Source organism: Akkermansia sp. JRP_AM1, assembly GCF_049262625.1.
GTDB classification, from domain to species: domain Bacteria; phylum Verrucomicrobiota; class Verrucomicrobiia; order Verrucomicrobiales; family Akkermansiaceae; genus Akkermansia; species Akkermansia massiliensis.
Genome location: NZ_CP118234.1, coordinates 460,951 through 477,533, shown reverse-complemented (window position 1 = coordinate 477,533; position 16,583 = coordinate 460,951). Strand labels below are relative to the sequence as shown.

The following is a 16,583-nucleotide window of genomic DNA, read 5'->3' as shown; positions in this document are numbered from 1 at the left end:
CTTCGCCTCTTGTGCCCGGTCTATTTTTCAACGTGCTTTTTTATTGCTTTTGGGAGGCATTCCCGTGTTGAGGGAGATTCTCTTTGTTGATATCATGGAGAAAGCCGATTTTTTACTTGAGCTTCGGAGGGAGGCAAGCAGAGTGAATATATGAAGCAGAGTCAGCAAAAAACAGCCTCCTTTTCCTGGCTGGTGGGGTTGAGGTGGTCATTTGCCGGGTATGTGGTAGGGACGCTTTTTGCGGCGGGGGCAGGGGCGCTGGATTTTCCCATGCTGGCGCGGGCCATGCTTTTGGCGGCGGCGGTTTGTTTTGTCGTGTCTCTTGTTTGTGCGGGGGCGTGTATCCGGAGCAGCAAAGCGGCCCGCTGGTACTTACTTCTTGTACTCGTGATGATTATGATCGCGCTGCTGTTCGGGCGTGAAAATATTAATTAGTCATTTGTATATGTTTTGATTGACCGAGTGTGCACTGATATATAATTTCCGATCATGTTCCTTCGATTATTATCAAGTTTCTCTCTCATGGCTGGCATGACTCTGGTCGCCCAGGCGAACGCCCAGCCTTATCCGGATTCCGATTCCTCAGACGGTTATGATACCGGCTATTATGCGGAAGCTTATTCCGGAGGCTACAATAGCTCTCCGGCTCCCACGGGGAGAACGCCTCCAAGCCCGTTTTTCCCACGCAGTCCTATTTTGAGTTGCTTGGCCCCATGGATTCCAGAAACGGACATGGGAGCGTGAACATACAGAATTGGATGACGGACCTGAATTTGTGCCGGATGTCCAGCGGTTCCTGGGGTTTTTCCTCCACGGCCGCCCTTCGTTTGAGCTGGTTCAACGGAGAAGGCGCGCGCGAGATGGATGTGGATGAGCTGTACACGATTTGGCTGAATGTGACCGCGTCTTACAAGCTCAGGGGGAAGACGAGCCTGGTTTTCGGCGTAACGCCGCAGATTTCCACGGATTTCGATACCTGGACGACCCATAATTTGTTTTTCGGCGGCCATGCCCTTCTCGCAGGTCCCTTGAATGACCGGTTCAGCTATGGTATCGGCGTCGGCTGTTATCCGCAGCTGGGAGATTTTCCCCTCCTTCCCCTTATCCAGTTTGAGTGGAAGGCAACGAACAATTGGACCCTTCAACTGGAAGGAGCCCGGCTTTCCTATATCAACAAGGTGAGCGAGGGGCTGACGTGGGGGCCTTTCGTTTCCGTGGTGTCCGGCACCTGGACGATTCACCATGACCGCCGCGTCCGCCAGTTCGAGTGGATTTCCGGCGTCGCCGGCGTGGGCGCCGACGTAGGCCTGGGACACTGGGGCAGCGTTCGTCCCAGGCTGGTGGCGGACGTCGGTTTTTCCTTTGGGAACTCCGGCACCATCAAGACCAGCAACGGGAGCCATGAGCTGGAGAAGTACCATTACGATCCCGGTTTCTACCTGCGCGCGGGATTGCAGTTTGAGTTTTGATCGGCCAACAGGATTAGCGAATACATAACAAAGGCCCCCGGAGCATTCAGCGCTCCGGGGGCCTTTCTGCAAATGGGGCGTTTGGAGCCGGAATTATTCCCGGCAGCGGTCAGGCTTCTTCAATGGAGGGCCTGCCCACGGAATGGTACTCAAATCCAACGGCCCGGATGTTGGCCGGAGAGAGGATGTTCCTTCCGTCAAAGATGATGCGGTTGCGCATGACGTCCGCCAGCTTTTGCAGGTCCGCATTCGCGTATTCGCTCCATTCCGTGGCGATGATCAGCACTTCCGCATCCCGGGCGCATTCGTACATGTCTTCCTCCAGCGTGACGCCCATGGGTTCTAGGATTGGGGCGGCGGTGTGCATGGCCTTGGGGTCCGTGGCGGTGACGATGGCTCCTTCCCTGCGGAGCTTTTCACACAGCTTGAGGGCGATGGATTCCCGGATGTCGTCCGTGTTCTGCTTGAAGGCCAGGCCCCAGACGGCTATTTTTTTATCCTTGAGCACCCACAGACGGTCCCTGATCTGGTCCAGGAAGTGGATGTGCTGGGTGTCATTGATATGTTCCACTTCCTCCAGCAGGGTGAAGGGAATGCCCAGCGTGCGGCTGATGTTGATGAAGGCTTTGACGTCCTTCGGGAAGCAGGAGCCCCCGTAGCCCAGTCCCGCGTTGAGGAAGTGGCGGGAGATTCGCTTGTCCATGCCGATGCCTTCCGCCACCAGTTCCACGTCCGCTCCCGTTTTTTCGCAGACCTTGGCGACGGCATTGATGTAGGAAATTTTCAGGGCCAGGAAGGAGTTGGCGGCGTGCTTGATGAGCTCCGCAGAGTTGACGTCCGTTTCCAGAATGGGCGCGTGGATGGGCTGGTAGACGCGCTTGATGACGTCCATGGCGCGTTCCGAGTTGGCGCCGATGACGATGCGGTCGGGATGCAGCAGGTCGTCCACCGCGCATCCCTCCCTCAGGAATTCAGGGTTGGAAACGATGTCGAATTGCACGTCCGTTCCTGCATAGCGCTTGATGGTCTGGCGGACTTTTTCACCGGTTTTGACGGGTACGGTGGATTTGTCCACAATGACCTTGTAACCCATTTCCGGTTGGAGCACCTGGGCGATTTCCCGGGCCACTTTTTCAATGTAAGTGAGGTCCACGGAGCCGTCCGTATTGGGCGGCGTGGGTACGGCAATGAAGATGACTTCACTTTCCGCAATGGAATCAGCAATGGAGGAGGAAAATTCCAGGCGTCCCACGGCCACGTTTTTTTTCACGAGTTCTTCCAGCTTGGGCTCGTAAATGGGAATGGACCCGGATTGGAGGGTGCGTATTTTTTCCGCGTTATTGTCCACACAGATGACGTGGTGGCCCATTTCCGCAAAACAGGTGCCCGTGGTAAGCCCCACGTAGCCACTGCCGATGATCGTTAAATTCATGGTATCAGTGCAAATATATGGTAAAAACTTGGTTGATTTAAAGGATAAGGCCTGCAGGGCTGATGTTCAAGCATAATGGGGAAGAGGATTTTTTCTGTCAAAATAAAAAGTTCCTGATTGAGCGCCGTTCTTCCCTGTGCTATAACCGGGACCAGACAGAAAAGATCTGTTTATTTTAATTTGAACGTTATGAAAACACCTATTACCGTTACCGTTACAGGAGCCGCCGGCCAAATTGCCTATTCCCTGCTGTTCCGTATTGCTTCCGGCAGCATGCTGGGACCGGACCAGCCGATCAACCTGCGCCTGCTGGAAATTCCCCCGGCCATGAATGCTCTGGAAGGGGTGGTAATGGAACTGCGTGATGCCGCGTTCCCGCTGGTCAATGAAATCGTTCCCACCTCTGATCCGGATGAAGCCTTCGCCGGCGCCAACTGGTGCCTTCTGGTAGGCTCCGTGCCCCGCAAGGCCGGTATGGAACGCAAGGACCTGCTGGACATCAACGGCAAGGTGTTCATCGGCCAGGGCCAGGCCATCGCCCGCAGCGCCGCCAAGGACGTGCGCGTGCTGGTTGTAGGCAACCCCTGCAATACGAATGCCCTGATCGCCATGCACAATGCGAGCGGCGTTCCCGCCGACCGTTTCTTCGCCATGACCCGCCTGGATGAAAACCGCGCCAAGAGCCAGCTTGCTGAAAAGGCCGGCGTCCATGTGACGGAAGTGACCAACATGACCATCTGGGGCAACCATTCCTCCACCCAGTACCCGGACTTTACGAACGCCAAGATCGGCGGCAAGCCCGTGACGGAAGTCATCAAGGATACGGAATGGCTCAAGGGTGATTTCATCACCACCGTGCAGCAGCGCGGCGCCGCCATCATCAAGGCCCGCGGCGCTTCTTCCGCCGCCTCCGCCGCCTCCGCCGCCGTGGATACTGTCCGCAGCCTGGCTACCCAGACGCCGGAAGGCGACTGGTATTCCGTGGCCGTGTGCTCCGATGGCTCCTACGGCATTGAAAAGGGCCTCATCTGCTCCTTCCCGATCCGCACCACCAAGGACGGCGGCTGGGAAATCGTGCAGGGCCTGCCAATCAACGCGTTCTCCCAGGAAAAGATTGACGCCACCGTCAATGAACTTAAGGAAGAACGTGACGCCGTTTCCTCTCTGTTGAAGCATTAAAGTTGATTTGCTCTTGCGCCGGGCTTCCCGTTTTCGGGGAGCCCGGTTTTTTTGTGCCTTGAAAGCTCCGTAAGCCTCATTTTCTGCGGGACAGAAGTTTTCCCCGTGTTAAAAAGAAAGATGGATGCAGCATCCGCTTATTTATGGACCAAGACCGCATATTATACCGGGGTGAGGCCTTTACACTGACCGGAAATTCCGTGCGCCAGGATGCCGCGCATTGGGCGGAGGTGCAGCCGGATGGCCAGGTGAAGACCATGAAGAACGGCCGTTATTCCGAATGGCGCGTTCTGCCGGAGGCCGGAAACGCCCCGCATTACCGGGGAAGCTTTGAAGTGCTCAATAAGGCCTACAGCCTGGCGCTTAACGAGGCCGGCGCCCTGCTCAATGAAGAAGGGACGTTCCGGACGGGAGCCAACTGGCCCACCGTGTGGACCCGGGATATTTCCTACGCCACCCATCTGGGGCTGGGGTTGTGGAATGTCCATGCCTGCATGAAGAGCCTGAATGCCCGGGTGCGGAACGGGGAGGTGGAGCAGGATACCGGCACGGGCGGTTCCTGGCCCATTTCCTCCGACCGCGTGGTGTGGGGAATGGCCGCCTGGGAGGTTTACTGCCTGACGGGGGACGCCGGCTGGCTGGCCCGTTCCTGCCGCGTGCTGGAAAAGACGTGCATGCGGGATGAACAGGTGCTTGCGGCTACCGGCGGCCTGGTGAAAGGGGAGTCATCTTTCCTGGATTGGCGGGAACAGAGTTACCCGGCGTGGATGACTTCCGCGGACATCGGGGATTCATGCAGCCTTTCCACCATGGTTCTGCATGCGGAGGCCCGCAAGGTTCTGGCACGGATGTTCCGGGAACTGGGGCTGGAGGAGAAGGCGCGGGAATGGGAGGAAAAAAGCGTCTCCCTGTCCGCCGTCATCGAGCGGTTTTTCCGGATTCCGGAGCATGCCCTGTACGGGCAGTACCTGTATGGCCGGGGTTACCCCGTGCTGTCGGAAAAGGTGGATTCCCTGGGCAATCTGCTTTGCGTGCTTCTGGGGCAGGCTCACGGTCCGCATGCCGCCGGAATGGTAGCCGTTCTCCCCCATTGCGTGTACGGCATTCCCTGTTTCCATCCCCAGATGCCGGACGGCGTGCCGCCTTACCACAACCGTGCCATGTGGCCGTTCCTGGAGGGCTATTACGCGCAGGCCGCCGCCGCGGTGGAGAATGAGTCTGCCCTGGCTCTGGCGTTCGCCTGCATGGTGCGCGCCGCCCTGCTGTGTGGGACGAACAAAGAGAACGTGCTTCTGGAAACGGGCCTGGATGAAGGGCTGCTGCTCAGTTCGGACAGCCAGCTCTGGAGCATTGCCGGGATGCTGGGCAGTTTTTACAAGGGGTTGTTCGGCATCCGCCTTCAGCCGGATTCCATGGAGTTCCGCCCCTGTGTTCCGGAGTCTTTTGAAGGAGTTCATGAACTGGCCGGGCTGGAATACCGCGGCATGACGGTGGATGTGCGCTTGCGCGGCCACGGGCGCCGGATAGCGCGGTGCCTGGTCAACGGGCAGGAGGCTCCCCCGTGCTTTCTCCGGGCATGAAGGGCCGCGTGTTCGTGGAACTGGAGATGGTTGCCGCAGAAGAAGGGGCGGGGCAGGTGAATCTGGCCCACATGGGCGGCAGCCTGGAGGCTCCGGAGTGGAAGGCAGCCCGCCATGGAATCGCCTGGGAGGCCGTGGCCGGAGCGGATTATTACCGTGTTTACCGGAACGGCATTCCCGTGTCCCAGACGGAGTATTGCCATTACATGCCTGCCCCCAGCCGGGGGGACGTGTCTTTCCAGGTGATGGCGGTCGCTCTGGACGGCAGGGAGTCTTATCTGAATGAACCCAATGATTATCCTTCCGCGGATGCCCGCATGGAGACGCGCCCCTGCGGGCTGAGCGGGGATGAAGTCTGGTTTTCCCGCGTTACGGAGTCTCCGGACGCCCTGTGCTATAATGTCAACATAGACAAGCCCGGCGTGTACCGGGTGGACGCCTTTTTCGCGAACGGCACTTTTGACGTTTCAGACGGGAACACCTGCGCCCTGCGCAGCCTGTACCTGGACGGGCGGCGCGCGGGCACGCTGGCTTTTCCCCATACGTCACGCTCCGGCAACTGGGAGCATTTCATTTATTCCACGGCGGTGGAGGTGGTGATGACGCCCGGTCCCTGCCGCGTGGAAGTGGTGTACGACTCTTTTTCCGAGAATATGAACCGTCTGGTGAATGATATGGTGATAAAACACCTCCGGTTTACCCGTATATCCTGACATCGGTTCATGGATTTTATGTCGAAACGCTTTTTTGTCTTATTGCTGGCCCTGGGCGCCGGGGCGTGGAACGCCCCCGCCATGGGGAAGGATGCGGAATCAGCCTCCCGGTCTCCGGCTCCCGCGGCCCGGGAAGGGGCGGAGTTCACCCGCCTGCCCGTGAGCTGGACGGTGAATCCCGGGGATGCCGCCAACGCGCGCGCCGCATGGAAGGCCCTGAGCGCCTATCACCAGGGGAAGCCCAAGTCTTCCAGAAAGCTGCACGTGGTTTACGTAACGTTCAAGGACAGGCCGGCCCTTGAAGGATACCGGGAACGGTATGACCATATCCTGAAGAACATCCAGGCCTATTATGCGGACCAGATGCAGGCCAACGGGTTTCCTCCGCTTACGTTCCAATTGGACCTGGACGAACGGGGGAAGCTGGTCATTTACGATGCCTATGTGGACAGGCCCATGAGCGAGATGAACGTGCAGAGCTCCGGTCCCGTCTCCCGGGAGGCGGCCAAGAAGGTGCTGGCGTCCAAGGGGATTGACATTGAAAAGGAACACGTGCTGATCGTGTGCCAGCTGCCGGACGGCGTAGGGCCTTATTACGGCGGCGGCTTCAGCCACCAGGGAACGGGCTGGACCTGCGACCAGGAGGGGCTGGATCCCGCCAGCTTCCTGGATACGGAGATGATGCAGGGTGGCCGCTTCAAGGTGACCAAGGGGAAGAACGCCACCATTTACATAGGCGGCACGGCTCATGAACTGGGGCATTCCTTCGGCCTTCCGCACACGGGCAACGGATGGGACTACCCCAACGCGGGGGATTCCCTGATGGGCCACGGCAATTCCACGTACGGCAATGAACTGCGCAACGAGGGGAAGGGGGCTTTCCTGGCGCCTACGGACGCCCTGAAACTGGCCAGCGTTCCCCTGTTCAACGGCGTGGAGACAGAGCTTCCTGCTGACGCCTCCTACGGGCGCATGATCGGCAAATACGTTCCGGGGTCCTTTGAACGGCTGGAGGCCATTCCCGTCAAGGACGGCCTGCGGCTGAAAGGCCGGGTGCGCCTGACGCGGCCCGCTTATGGAATCGTAGTCCACCTGGACCCTCCCGGCGGTTCGGATTATGATTCCAATGCCGTGGGAGCTTCCCTGAATGGAAAGGGAGAGTTTGACCTCACCATCTGCCGGCCCGGCTACAGGGGCGGCTTTATAGAAATGCGGGTGGCCGTGCTGAACTGCGACAGCACCCGCAGCATGATTACGCTGCCCGTGTGGATGGACGCCCAGGGGGCCAAGACTCCTTCGCTGGCCCAGACCGTTTACTTCGGCGACGTTCAGAACCTGTGGATACGCGGCCGCGCGGAGGAAGCCCGGAAGGCCCTCGCGGAGGTGGAGCGCAAGCATGGCTCCCGTCCGGAGGTGAAGGAATGGCTCCCCATCTGGAAGCGCGCCCTGGAGCGCCAGGACCCCTCCCTGGAGGCTACCCCTGCACAGATTCCTGCGGAAACCGCCAGCGTCAGCCTGAATGACTGCAAGCCCTCCGTGGCTCAAGTGGGGTGGGCCGTTCCGTTGTGGGACGTCCTCTTTCCGTCTGACCTGGGGCCCGTGCCTTTCTTCAGGACGATCGGGAAGCCGGAACGCTTCATCCTGGCGCATGCCCCGGCCGTCTTTTCCTATGACCTGGACGGACGCTGGAAGGAGTTCCGCGCGGATGTGGGGCTGCCCTTCGGTTCCCGCGGCAGCGTCAAATTCGGCGTGTACCTGGACGGGAAAAAGCTTGTGGAAACCCCCGTGCTCAAGGACGGCTCCTCCGTTCCGGTGAAGGCGGCGGTGGAGGGCGGCAGGAAGCTGGAAATCCGCGTGGATGACGCCGGAGACGGCAATGCCGCCGATTGGGGCATCATTGCCAACGGCATTCTGACCCGGTAAATTTCCGCTCCACTGGCGGAGAAATGTGACATTAGGCTTGTCTTTTGTCCTTTCTCATAGTGTTCTGTGGACTAGCCATGATTGGGATGAATGCAAAGCTATGGGGTGCCGCGGCGCTGATTGCCGGCGCTCCCCTGTTTGCAGAGACGCCCGCGGAACAGCCGCCGTCCTCCCCGTCCTCCGGTTCCGGGCAGGAAGAACCCCAGGGGGAAATGGCGGGGAACCTGCTTTCCGGCACGCTCATGCCGCAGATTCCCTCCAATATCTCCATCACCAATGACGGGCCCATCAGGGTGGAGAAAGCCAGGAAGATCATTTTTGAAGGCCCGCGCGTGCACATGGTCACGGATACCGGGGTGGAGGTGTTTGCGGATTACGCGCAGGCGGATATGGACCGGAGCAGGGTTTTTCTGAAAGGGAACCTGTCCATTTACCAGAGCGACAGCAAGACGCGCACCAACAGCCTGATACGCGCCAGCAGCGCGGAGTTCGACTGGGAGAACGAAGTGCTCCTCACGGACGCCATCCGGGCGAAGATGGAAGGGCTGATCCTGCGCAGCGGGAAGTTTGAATCCCGGAAGGACGCCGCCGGCAAGACCTATCTGGAAGCCCGTAACGCCTCCGTTACGGCGGAGGACGTCAGCGAACCCCTCACCTGGATTTCAGCGGACAGGATACGCGTGTATCCGGAAGACAGGTTCTCCTTCAAAAACCTGACCCTGTATTACGGGGGCGTTCCCTTCTTTTACTTTCCCTATCTCAGCCATTCCCTGAATCCGGAGGTGGGCTATCTTCCCCTTCCCGGCATGCGGTCCATCTGGGGGCCTTACCTCCTGAATGAATACGGGTTCCTGCTGGGGGAAAAATGGTCGGACAACGGCATGCCTTCCGCCGACTATCTGGGCACCCTCCATGTGGATTACCGCACCAGGCGCGGCTTCGCCTACGGGCTGGACATCCGTGACGTGCTGCTGGAAAAGGACTGTCCGGACATGACGGGCCTGTCCTTTTACAAAACCCATGACAAGGGGGTGAAGATTAACGCCGGGGATGATGAATACCGCGAGCACCTGGACCCGGACCGGTGGCGGCTGGCGCTCCAGCAGATGTGGTCCCACCGGGTAAACGCCCGCACGGACTGGCGGCTGAAGGCCAACGTCAACATGCTGAGCGACGAGTACATGCTCCGCGACTTTTATCCGGAAATCTATCAGCGCAATTCTTCTCCGGATAATACGGTGCTTCTCTCCCGCACGGACGACACGAATGATTTTTCACTGCTGCAGCGTTTCGTTCCCAACAACTTCTACATGGCGGACCAGCGGACGGAGTTCAGCTATGAACGCATCAAGTCCCCCATTTTCCGTTCTCCCGTCATGTATGAAAGCCGCACCAGCTTCGCCTTCCTGAAGCAGTACGTCCCCCCTTTCATGCGGACGGAAATCCGGGATATGCTGGACGAGATGGAGCCCGGAACCACTTCCTATGATTACTGGGCCCGCATGCTGATGACGGACAGCTACAGCCGGTTCCATTCCTTCCATGAAATTTCCGCCTCCAAGAAAATCATGGGGTTCCTGAACCTGACGCCCAAACTGGGCGGGGGCTACACCGGGTATTACGGCGTGGAGGACTACAAGCCGCTCAACCAGGGGATTTTTTATGCCGGAACGGATGCGGACTTCAAATTTTCCCGCCGTTATTCCTCCGTGTACAGTGATTCCCTGGGCCTGAACGGCATGAACCACATCGTGCAGCCCCATTTTACGCTGGCGTACGTGAAGACCAACCGCCTGAGCGAGCTTTATCCCCAGATTGACGGAGACACCCCCACCACCAATCCGCCGTCCCTGAGCCTGGGCAGGTATACGGAGATTGACTCCCTCCCAACGGGGCTGGTATTCCGGTACGGCCTGCGCAACATGCTGATGACCAGCCGGGACGCCAATTCCCACCGCTGGTTTTCCTGGGATGTGTTCATGGATGCGTACCTGTATGACCCGATCAACCAGCGGGACTTCTCCAACCTCTTCTCCTTCATGCGCTGGAACCCCGTTCCGTGGATGGAATACCGGTCGGAAATGCAGGCCCCCATCCTGGGGAAGGACAAGATTTCCGGCTGCCATGAGTACAACAACTCACTGCGCTTCATGCCGTGGCGCTCCACGGAATTCGTGGTGGGGCACCGTTACCTGAACCAGCACTCCCTGCTGGAGGACAGCAGCCAGCTTGACCTGCGCGTTTTGCAGCGTTTTTCGGAAGCCTGGGCATTCAGCGGCAAGTGGCGCTTCTCCCTGCTGGACGGAAAGCTGGACATTCAGGAATACAACGTGTACCACAACATGGGTTCCTGGTATTTGGGCGTGGGAGCGTTCGTGCGCAAGAACGGGAATAAAAACGAATTCGGCCTGGGCATCAGCTTCACCATTCAGCAGACCGGGGACTACATGCCGGTCAAGTTCCTCTAATGTCCGGGGAAGGTCGCGGTTCTCTTGTAATGGGTGCGCCGGAAGCGTTTCTCCTTGTTACGGCATCCGTGTTTTTAGGGATGGAAGCTGCCCGGGCTGTGTGACGTTTTTCCGGGGAGGGGGGCTTTTTCTCCGGGGTTGCGTGATTTTACAGGGGCCGGGAAACCGGGATTCCCTGGTTGGAGCGGAATGCGAGACAGGCCGTCCTCAAGGTGAGTGAAGCTGGAAGATGAACGAATCAGCTTTTGTTCATGGACCCCCCCGGACACGGTCCAAGGCCGCATTTTTACAATTCGTCCGTCCACGTTCATCTTCTTTTCAGGGAGGGCTGGGGCTTCCGGCGTACCGGGTAGGAAAAGTTTTTCCGCAAGAACCCGCTGCCGCGCTTGTGCCGGAACCTTGGCTTGCATTCCGGGGAGGAAACGGGGAAGATGCCATGACATGGGGCAAACCGCGGCGCATGCCATGGCGGCAACGCCGCCCGGCGCGCCGGCTACGCGGAAAGCTCCCGCATCAATCATTTTATACGAATATGAACGCTCAGGAATTGATCAAGACGCTGGAATGGCGCTATGCCACCAAGATATTCAACCCGGACCGCCAAATTCCGGCAGAGGATTGGGAAGCCCTTCTGGAATCCCTGCATTTGAGTCCTTCCTCCCTCGGTCTCCAGATGTGGAAATTCCTCGACGTGCAGGATCCGTCCGTGCGCTCACGGCTCCGGGAGGTTTCCTGGGGACAGCCCCAGGTTACGGACGCCTCCCATCTGGTAGTCTTCTGCGCCCGCAGGGACTTCAAGCCGGAGGATGTGCAGCGCTATCTGGAACGCATTGTGGAAGTGCGCGGCGTCACCATGGAATCCCTGGAGCAGTACCGCGCGCGCATTTTTGAACTGGTGGATTCCAAGTCTCCGGAAGTCCTGAAGGCATGGCTGGAACGCCAGGTGTACATCGCCCTCGGGTTCATGATGAGCTGCGCCGCTGACCTCCGGGTGGATACCTGCGCTCTGGAAGGAATGGACCCTGCGGCCTATGACCGCATTCTGAACCTGGAAGGCTCCCCGTACTATGCGCTTTGCGCCCTGGCCCTGGGCTACCGGGATGAAGAGGCGGACAAATACGCCCGTCTGGCGAAAGTGCGCTTTGACCGGGATGACGTCATTCCGGTCGTCTGACGGAATTTTCTTTAATCCCCCGCTTCAAGCAGTTGCCGCATGTCTTCCGGCAGCGGGGCTTCCGCGGTGAAAACTTCTTCATCAAACGGGAACTCCAGCCGGCAGGCATGCAGCGCATGGCGCGGCAGGATCAGCCGTTCTTCCAGCTCCCGGCTCCAGCCGTGCTGGATGTATTCCAGATAGCAGGCTTCAGAGGGGCCGTAAATCTTGTCTCCCAGAATAGGGTGGCCGAGGTGCGCCAGATGCACGCGTATCTGGTGCATGCGTCCGGTTTCCGGAATGCACCGGACCAGGGCCAGCGGGCCGCGGGGCGTGTTCCACGTCCGTTCCGTCCGGAAAACGGTGGCGCATGCCTTCCCGGCGGGGTGAACGGCCTGCTTGACCCAGATGGGGCTTTCCGCGACGTCCCCCTGTCTCAGGATGGGGGCGGCGCAGGTTGTTTCCGCCCACTCCGGCCGGCCTTGCACGATTGCCAGGTATTCCTTGTGCATCCGGCGCCTCTGCATGGCCCTCCCCAGCTCGCGCGCCGCCGCCTTGTTCTTGGCGATCAGCGTCAGGCCGCTGGTTTCCCGGTCCAGCCTGTTGACCAGGGAAAGGGCGGCTCCGTTGGCTATTTCATAGCTCAGCAGGGCTTCCACGCCCTCCAGCAGGTTGGGCTCCTTCTTCCCGTTGGACGGGTGGACGATGAGGGGAGCGCCCTTGTCCACCACAATCCAGTCCCCGGACTCCCCCGCCACCTCAAAGTGCGGAAAGCAGGCAATAGGAGCGTCGGAAATGGGAATCCACATGGCGAACAGGAGGATTACAGCGCATCCGGACGGATGGGCATCCATTCCCCCGGCTCCAGGTTCAGGCTGTCCAGATGCAGGGAGCCGATGGAAATGCGGCACAGGGAGGCCACGGGAGCGCCCACGGCGGCCAGCATGCGGCGCACCTGGTGGTACTTCCCCTCCGTCAGCGTCAGCCGGGCGCGGCGCGGTTCCAGGATTTCCAGCACGGCGGGGGCGCAGGGGCGGTCCTCCCCGTTCAGCATGAAAGTTCCGGAGGCGAACAGTTCCACGGCCTCCGCCGGAATGTCCTCTTCCGTGACGGCTTCGTAAACCTTGGCGACGTGATGCCTGGGGGACGTCATGCGGTGGATGAATTTCCCGTCGTCCGTAATGAGAAGCAGGCCGGACGTTTCCTTGTCCAGCCGTCCTACGGAAGAAACCGCGGGGTTCCTGTGCCGCCACTGGAAGGGCAGCAGGTCGTAAATCACGTCCCCCTCCCCGTCGTCATGGCTGCACGTATATCCCGCGGGCTTGTAAAGGGCGGCGTACAGGCCGTCCGGGAACTCCACCGGCTCTCCGTCCAGCAGGATGCCTTCCGCCTGCACCTTGTCCGTGGGGGCGGAGCAGGGTTCCCCCTTGAACGTGATGGAGTGGCGTTTGATCCAGCCCGGCGCTTCCCGCCTGGAACAGTACCCGTAGCGGGATAAAAGAGCATCCAGTCTCATACGGCGTATTTTTTCCTAACGGGAACAAAAAACAAGGTTGAAGTATGCCTCCCCGGCTGATAGCATTAAACTATTACATGCGGAGCCTCCCCGTTTGGAGCGCTGCCGTTGTTCACCATTTACGCTTATATAGTTCCATGATTGAAACGATTACAGAAGAACAGTTGACCCCCCAGCAGGCCGAATTTTGGGTGCGCGCCCGCCAGGCGGTGGACATGAACAATTATCCCTATGCCGTCAGCCTGCTCAAGGCCCTGGTGAAGCAGCTTCCCGGCTTTCTGGAAGGCCGCAGGGCGCTCCGTGCCTGTGAAATCAAGCTGAACCCGGAAGCCAAGAAAGGCGGTCTGTTCAGCGGCATGAAAATCAGCACCAGCAAGCTCACCTCCTCCAAGAAGGATGCGGCCACCCAGCTTTCCGCGCTGGAAGACGAACTGGAAAATGATCCTTACAGCATTCCGGTCAACGAGGCCCTGTACACGGCCGCCATGGACGTGGGCTTCCCGGACCTGGCCGCCTTTGCGCTGGAAACCGTCCGCCAGGGCCATCCCGGCAACAAGAAGATGCTCCACATGCTGGCCTCCCATTACGTTTCACGGGACATGCCCGCCCAGGCTGCTGAGGTGTACCATGACCTCGTGAAGCTGGACCCCACGGACAGCGTGGCCGTGAAGAGTGAAAAAGACTGCATGGCCCGCGCCACGATGCAGCAGCAGAAGTGGGAGGAAGCCAAGAGCTTCCGGGACGTGATGAAGAACTCCGCGGAAACGAACTCCCTGGACAAGAGCGACAAGAAGGGCCTCACCCGTGCGGAGCTGGAAGAACGCCTTGGGCTCCTTTCCGCCCGTTATGCCCAGAACCAGCAGGACCTGGCCGCCGTGCGCGACATCGCCGGCGTCTATGAACAGATGGAGGACTGGGCGAATGCCTATTCCTTCTACAACTACGCGTTCAGCCTCAGCAACAATGATATTTCCCTGGAAAACAAGGCCTCTGAAATGAATGAGCGCTACCGCAAGGCCCAGGTGGAGGAAATCCGCCGCCGCGCCGCCGCGGAGCCGGACAACAAGGAACTTCAGGAACAGCTCGTCCAGTTCAGCAAGGAAGCGGCGGAACAGCAGGTGGCCGTGTGCCGCCAGCGCGTGGAAAACAACCCCACGGACCCGCAGACGCGCTTTGAACTGGGGCAGGCCCTCTTCGACTGCGGCAACTACACGGAAGCCATTCCGGAGCTCCAGCGCGCCCGCAACAACCCCCATATCCGCATCCGCGCCATGCTGTTGCTCGGCAAGTGCTATGACGCCAAGAACATGCATGATATGGCCCTGCGCCAGTTGGAGGAAGCCAACAAGGAACTGATTGAAATGAATGACACCAAGAAGGAAATCCTTTACATGATCGGCCTGCTTTATGAAAAGCTGGGCAAGAAGGAGGAATCCCTGGCGGCGTTCCAGCAGATTTACGACGCCGAATACGGCTACCGCGACGTAGCCAAGCGCGTGGAATCCTCCTACAGCAATTAAGGTTCCGATCCATTCCGCGCCCGCGACGGGGCGCCATTCTCAAAGCCTTTGCCGGAGACGGCAAAGGCTTTGTTGCTGGATGGACGGCCTTCCTGCGGATGGGCTGCGCCGGGCCGGAAGCGGCCGCGGCGGCCTCCTTTCCGGTATGGCCGCTGTGAGGCTCTTTTCCCGGGATGCTTCCGTCAAACGTATTACTTCATCTGCCAGATTCCGCAAAGGCAGCGGTAGCGGGGAGGAGAGGAGTACACGCGCTCCTGTAATTTTCCTTGCCCGCCTCTGCAAGAACTGGAAAAATGGCCGGATGGAGAAGCTGATGCAGGCATTGCTTATTATTGACGTTCAAAATGATTATTTTCCTGGCGGCCGGTTTGAACTGGCGGGCGCCGTTGAAGCGCTTGAACGGACCAGGGCCGTACTGGACCGGTTCCGGGAAAAGGGGCTTCCCGTTATCTTTGTCCAGCACATCAACACCCGTCCGGACGCTTCGTTTTTCCTCCCGGATACCGTCGGCGCGGAAATCCATCCGGACATTGCTCCCGCGGGGGATGAGCCGATTGTCGTGAAACATGCTCCAAACAGCTTTTTCCGGACGAATCTTCTGGAGCTCTTGCAAGCCAGGGAAGTGAATGAACTGGTTGTCTGCGGAATGATGACCCATATGTGCATTGATACCACCGTGCGCGCGGCGAAGGATTACGGCATTCCCGTCACGCTCCTGTATGACGCCTGCGCTGCCAGGGATTTGAAGATCATGGAGCATTCCATCCCGGCCCAGACAGTACAGGATGCGTATATGGCAGGCTTGAATGGAATGTTTGCGGAAATCAAGCTGGCGGAGCAACTGGAACTTTAGGGTCCCTAGCCGCAGAATGTGCCTCCGGAAAGCAGGGCAAAATGCCTGTAGGGAGGGGCGCCCCCTGTTCCCCCTCTGTGCGGCCCGGCCCGTTTTTTTGGGCAAAACACGCGGTTTGCGGGAAATCCTGTAAAATATATCCACAGTTAATCAACATGAACCTGGATAACGGAAATGGAACAATGCCGGGCGTTGCCCGCATCGGGCTAATCGAGCATGCCTCGCAGGGACGCCGGGGGAGGGATTTCCGGTGGCGGCGGCACGCATACCGGAAAAACGCTTGCGGCGCAGCGGGCGCTTGAAAAATATTCCTATCCCTATTTATCCATTGACCATTTAAAGATGGGGTTGATACGCAGCGGAATATGTCCCCTTGCACCTGAAAGCCCAGATGAAGAGCTCACCCCCTTCCTTTGGAGCGTTATCAGGGAAATTGTAAAAACCGCCATGGAAAATGGGCAGAATCTGGTGGTGGAAGGGTGCTGCATCCCCTTTGACTGGAAGAAGGATTTTACACCGGCCTGCCGGGAGCAGATCCGGTATGTTTGCCTGATTTTTTCAGAGGATTATATTCAAAGGCATTACCATGACATCATGGACCATGCAAACGCGATTGAGCAGCGCATGGATGAGGCGTCCTGCACACGGGAGAGCCTGCTGCGTGAAAACAGGGACAACCTTGAGAAATGCAGGCAGCATGGGTGTGACTATCTGTTGATTGAGGAGTCCTACAACGTGGATATCGTGTTGTAAAAACGGAGGTCTCGTGTGAGGCCT

The 16,583-nt window shown here is 58.9% G+C and carries 13 protein-coding genes and 1 pseudogene; 11 read left to right on the top strand and 3 right to left on the bottom strand.

All coding sequences use genetic code 11. The annotated features are described in order from the left end of the window. The first annotated feature begins 150 nt into the window (after nt 1-150). Both PVA48_RS02195 and PVA48_RS02190 read left to right on the top strand, forming a co-directional pair. Nucleotides 151-435 (top strand): hypothetical protein, encoded by a 285-nt coding sequence (locus tag PVA48_RS02195; protein ID WP_102722378.1) that lies wholly within the window; start codon nt 151-153, stop codon nt 433-435. Nucleotides 436-489: 54 nt separating this feature from the next. Beyond that, nucleotides 490-1,469: pseudogene (locus tag PVA48_RS02190) on the top strand (Amuc_1434 family mucin 2-degrading aspartic protease). A gap of 109 nt (nt 1,470-1,578) precedes the next feature. Here the strand turns inward: PVA48_RS02190 and PVA48_RS02185 are convergent. Then, nucleotides 1,579-2,901 (bottom strand): UDP-glucose dehydrogenase family protein, encoded by a 1,323-nt coding sequence (locus tag PVA48_RS02185; RefSeq protein ID WP_102728919.1) that lies wholly within the window; start codon nt 2,899-2,901, stop codon nt 1,579-1,581. A 189-nt stretch (nt 2,902-3,090) separates the two neighbouring features. On the opposite strand from PVA48_RS02185, the gene PVA48_RS02180 reads away from it, so the two are divergent. The 6 genes from PVA48_RS02180 (at nt 3,091) to PVA48_RS02155 (ending at nt 11,938) form a co-directional block, all read left to right on the top strand. After that, nucleotides 3,091-4,080, top strand: coding sequence for a malate dehydrogenase (locus PVA48_RS02180; RefSeq protein WP_102722376.1), 990 nt, complete (start codon nt 3,091-3,093; stop codon nt 4,078-4,080). A 143-nt stretch (nt 4,081-4,223) separates the two neighbouring features. After that, nucleotides 4,224-5,660 carry a hypothetical protein gene (locus PVA48_RS02175; protein WP_423232173.1) on the top strand — a complete coding sequence of 479 codons (1,437 nt, stop codon included), beginning with the start codon at nt 4,224-4,226 and terminating at the stop codon, nt 5,658-5,660. Further along, nucleotides 5,657-6,373: a hypothetical protein gene (locus tag PVA48_RS02170; protein ID WP_423232172.1), complete on the top strand. Its 717-nt coding sequence runs from the start codon at nt 5,657-5,659 to the stop codon at nt 6,371-6,373. The genes PVA48_RS02175 and PVA48_RS02170 overlap by 4 nt, the downstream gene beginning before the upstream one ends. Nucleotides 6,374-6,391: 18 nt before the next feature. Beyond that, on the top strand, nt 6,392-8,296 hold the full coding sequence (locus tag PVA48_RS02165; protein WP_180975249.1) for an NPCBM/NEW2 domain-containing protein: 1,905 nt from the start codon (nt 6,392-6,394) through the stop codon (nt 8,294-8,296). 77 nt (nt 8,297-8,373) lie between these two features. Continuing rightward, on the top strand, nt 8,374-10,764 hold the full coding sequence (locus PVA48_RS02160) for an LPS-assembly protein LptD (protein ID WP_146021368.1): 2,391 nt from the start codon (nt 8,374-8,376) through the stop codon (nt 10,762-10,764). A gap of 532 nt (nt 10,765-11,296) precedes the next feature. Beyond that, nucleotides 11,297-11,938 (top strand): NAD(P)H-dependent oxidoreductase, encoded by a 642-nt coding sequence (locus PVA48_RS02155; protein WP_022396205.1) that lies wholly within the window; start codon nt 11,297-11,299, stop codon nt 11,936-11,938. A gap of 11 nt (nt 11,939-11,949) precedes the next feature. Here the strand turns inward: PVA48_RS02155 and PVA48_RS02150 are convergent, their stop codons facing one another. Then, on the bottom strand, nt 11,950-12,726 hold the full coding sequence (locus PVA48_RS02150; RefSeq protein ID WP_102728948.1) for an RluA family pseudouridine synthase: 777 nt from the start codon (nt 12,724-12,726) through the stop codon (nt 11,950-11,952). Nucleotides 12,727-12,740: 14 nt separating this feature from the next. Continuing rightward, nucleotides 12,741-13,433 carry a pseudouridine synthase gene (locus PVA48_RS02145; RefSeq protein WP_102728915.1) on the bottom strand — a complete coding sequence of 231 codons (693 nt, stop codon included), beginning with the start codon at nt 13,431-13,433 and terminating at the stop codon, nt 12,741-12,743. Nucleotides 13,434-13,570: 137 nt separating this feature from the next. Between PVA48_RS02145 and PVA48_RS02140 the strand changes: the two genes are divergently transcribed. The 3 genes from PVA48_RS02140 (at nt 13,571) to PVA48_RS02130 (ending at nt 16,559) form a co-directional block, all read left to right on the top strand. Beyond that, complete coding sequence (locus PVA48_RS02140) at nt 13,571-14,953, top strand: tetratricopeptide repeat protein (RefSeq protein WP_180970968.1); 1,383 nt, start codon at nt 13,571-13,573, stop codon at nt 14,951-14,953. Nucleotides 14,954-15,254: 301 nt separating this feature from the next. Next, nucleotides 15,255-15,806, top strand: coding sequence for a cysteine hydrolase family protein (locus tag PVA48_RS02135; protein WP_205597318.1), 552 nt, complete (start codon nt 15,255-15,257; stop codon nt 15,804-15,806). A 447-nt stretch (nt 15,807-16,253) separates the two neighbouring features. After that, entirely contained in the window at nt 16,254-16,559 is a 306-nt protein-coding gene (locus tag PVA48_RS02130) for a hypothetical protein (RefSeq protein WP_412673797.1), read from the top strand. The last annotated feature ends 24 nt before the right edge of the window (nt 16,560-16,583 follow it).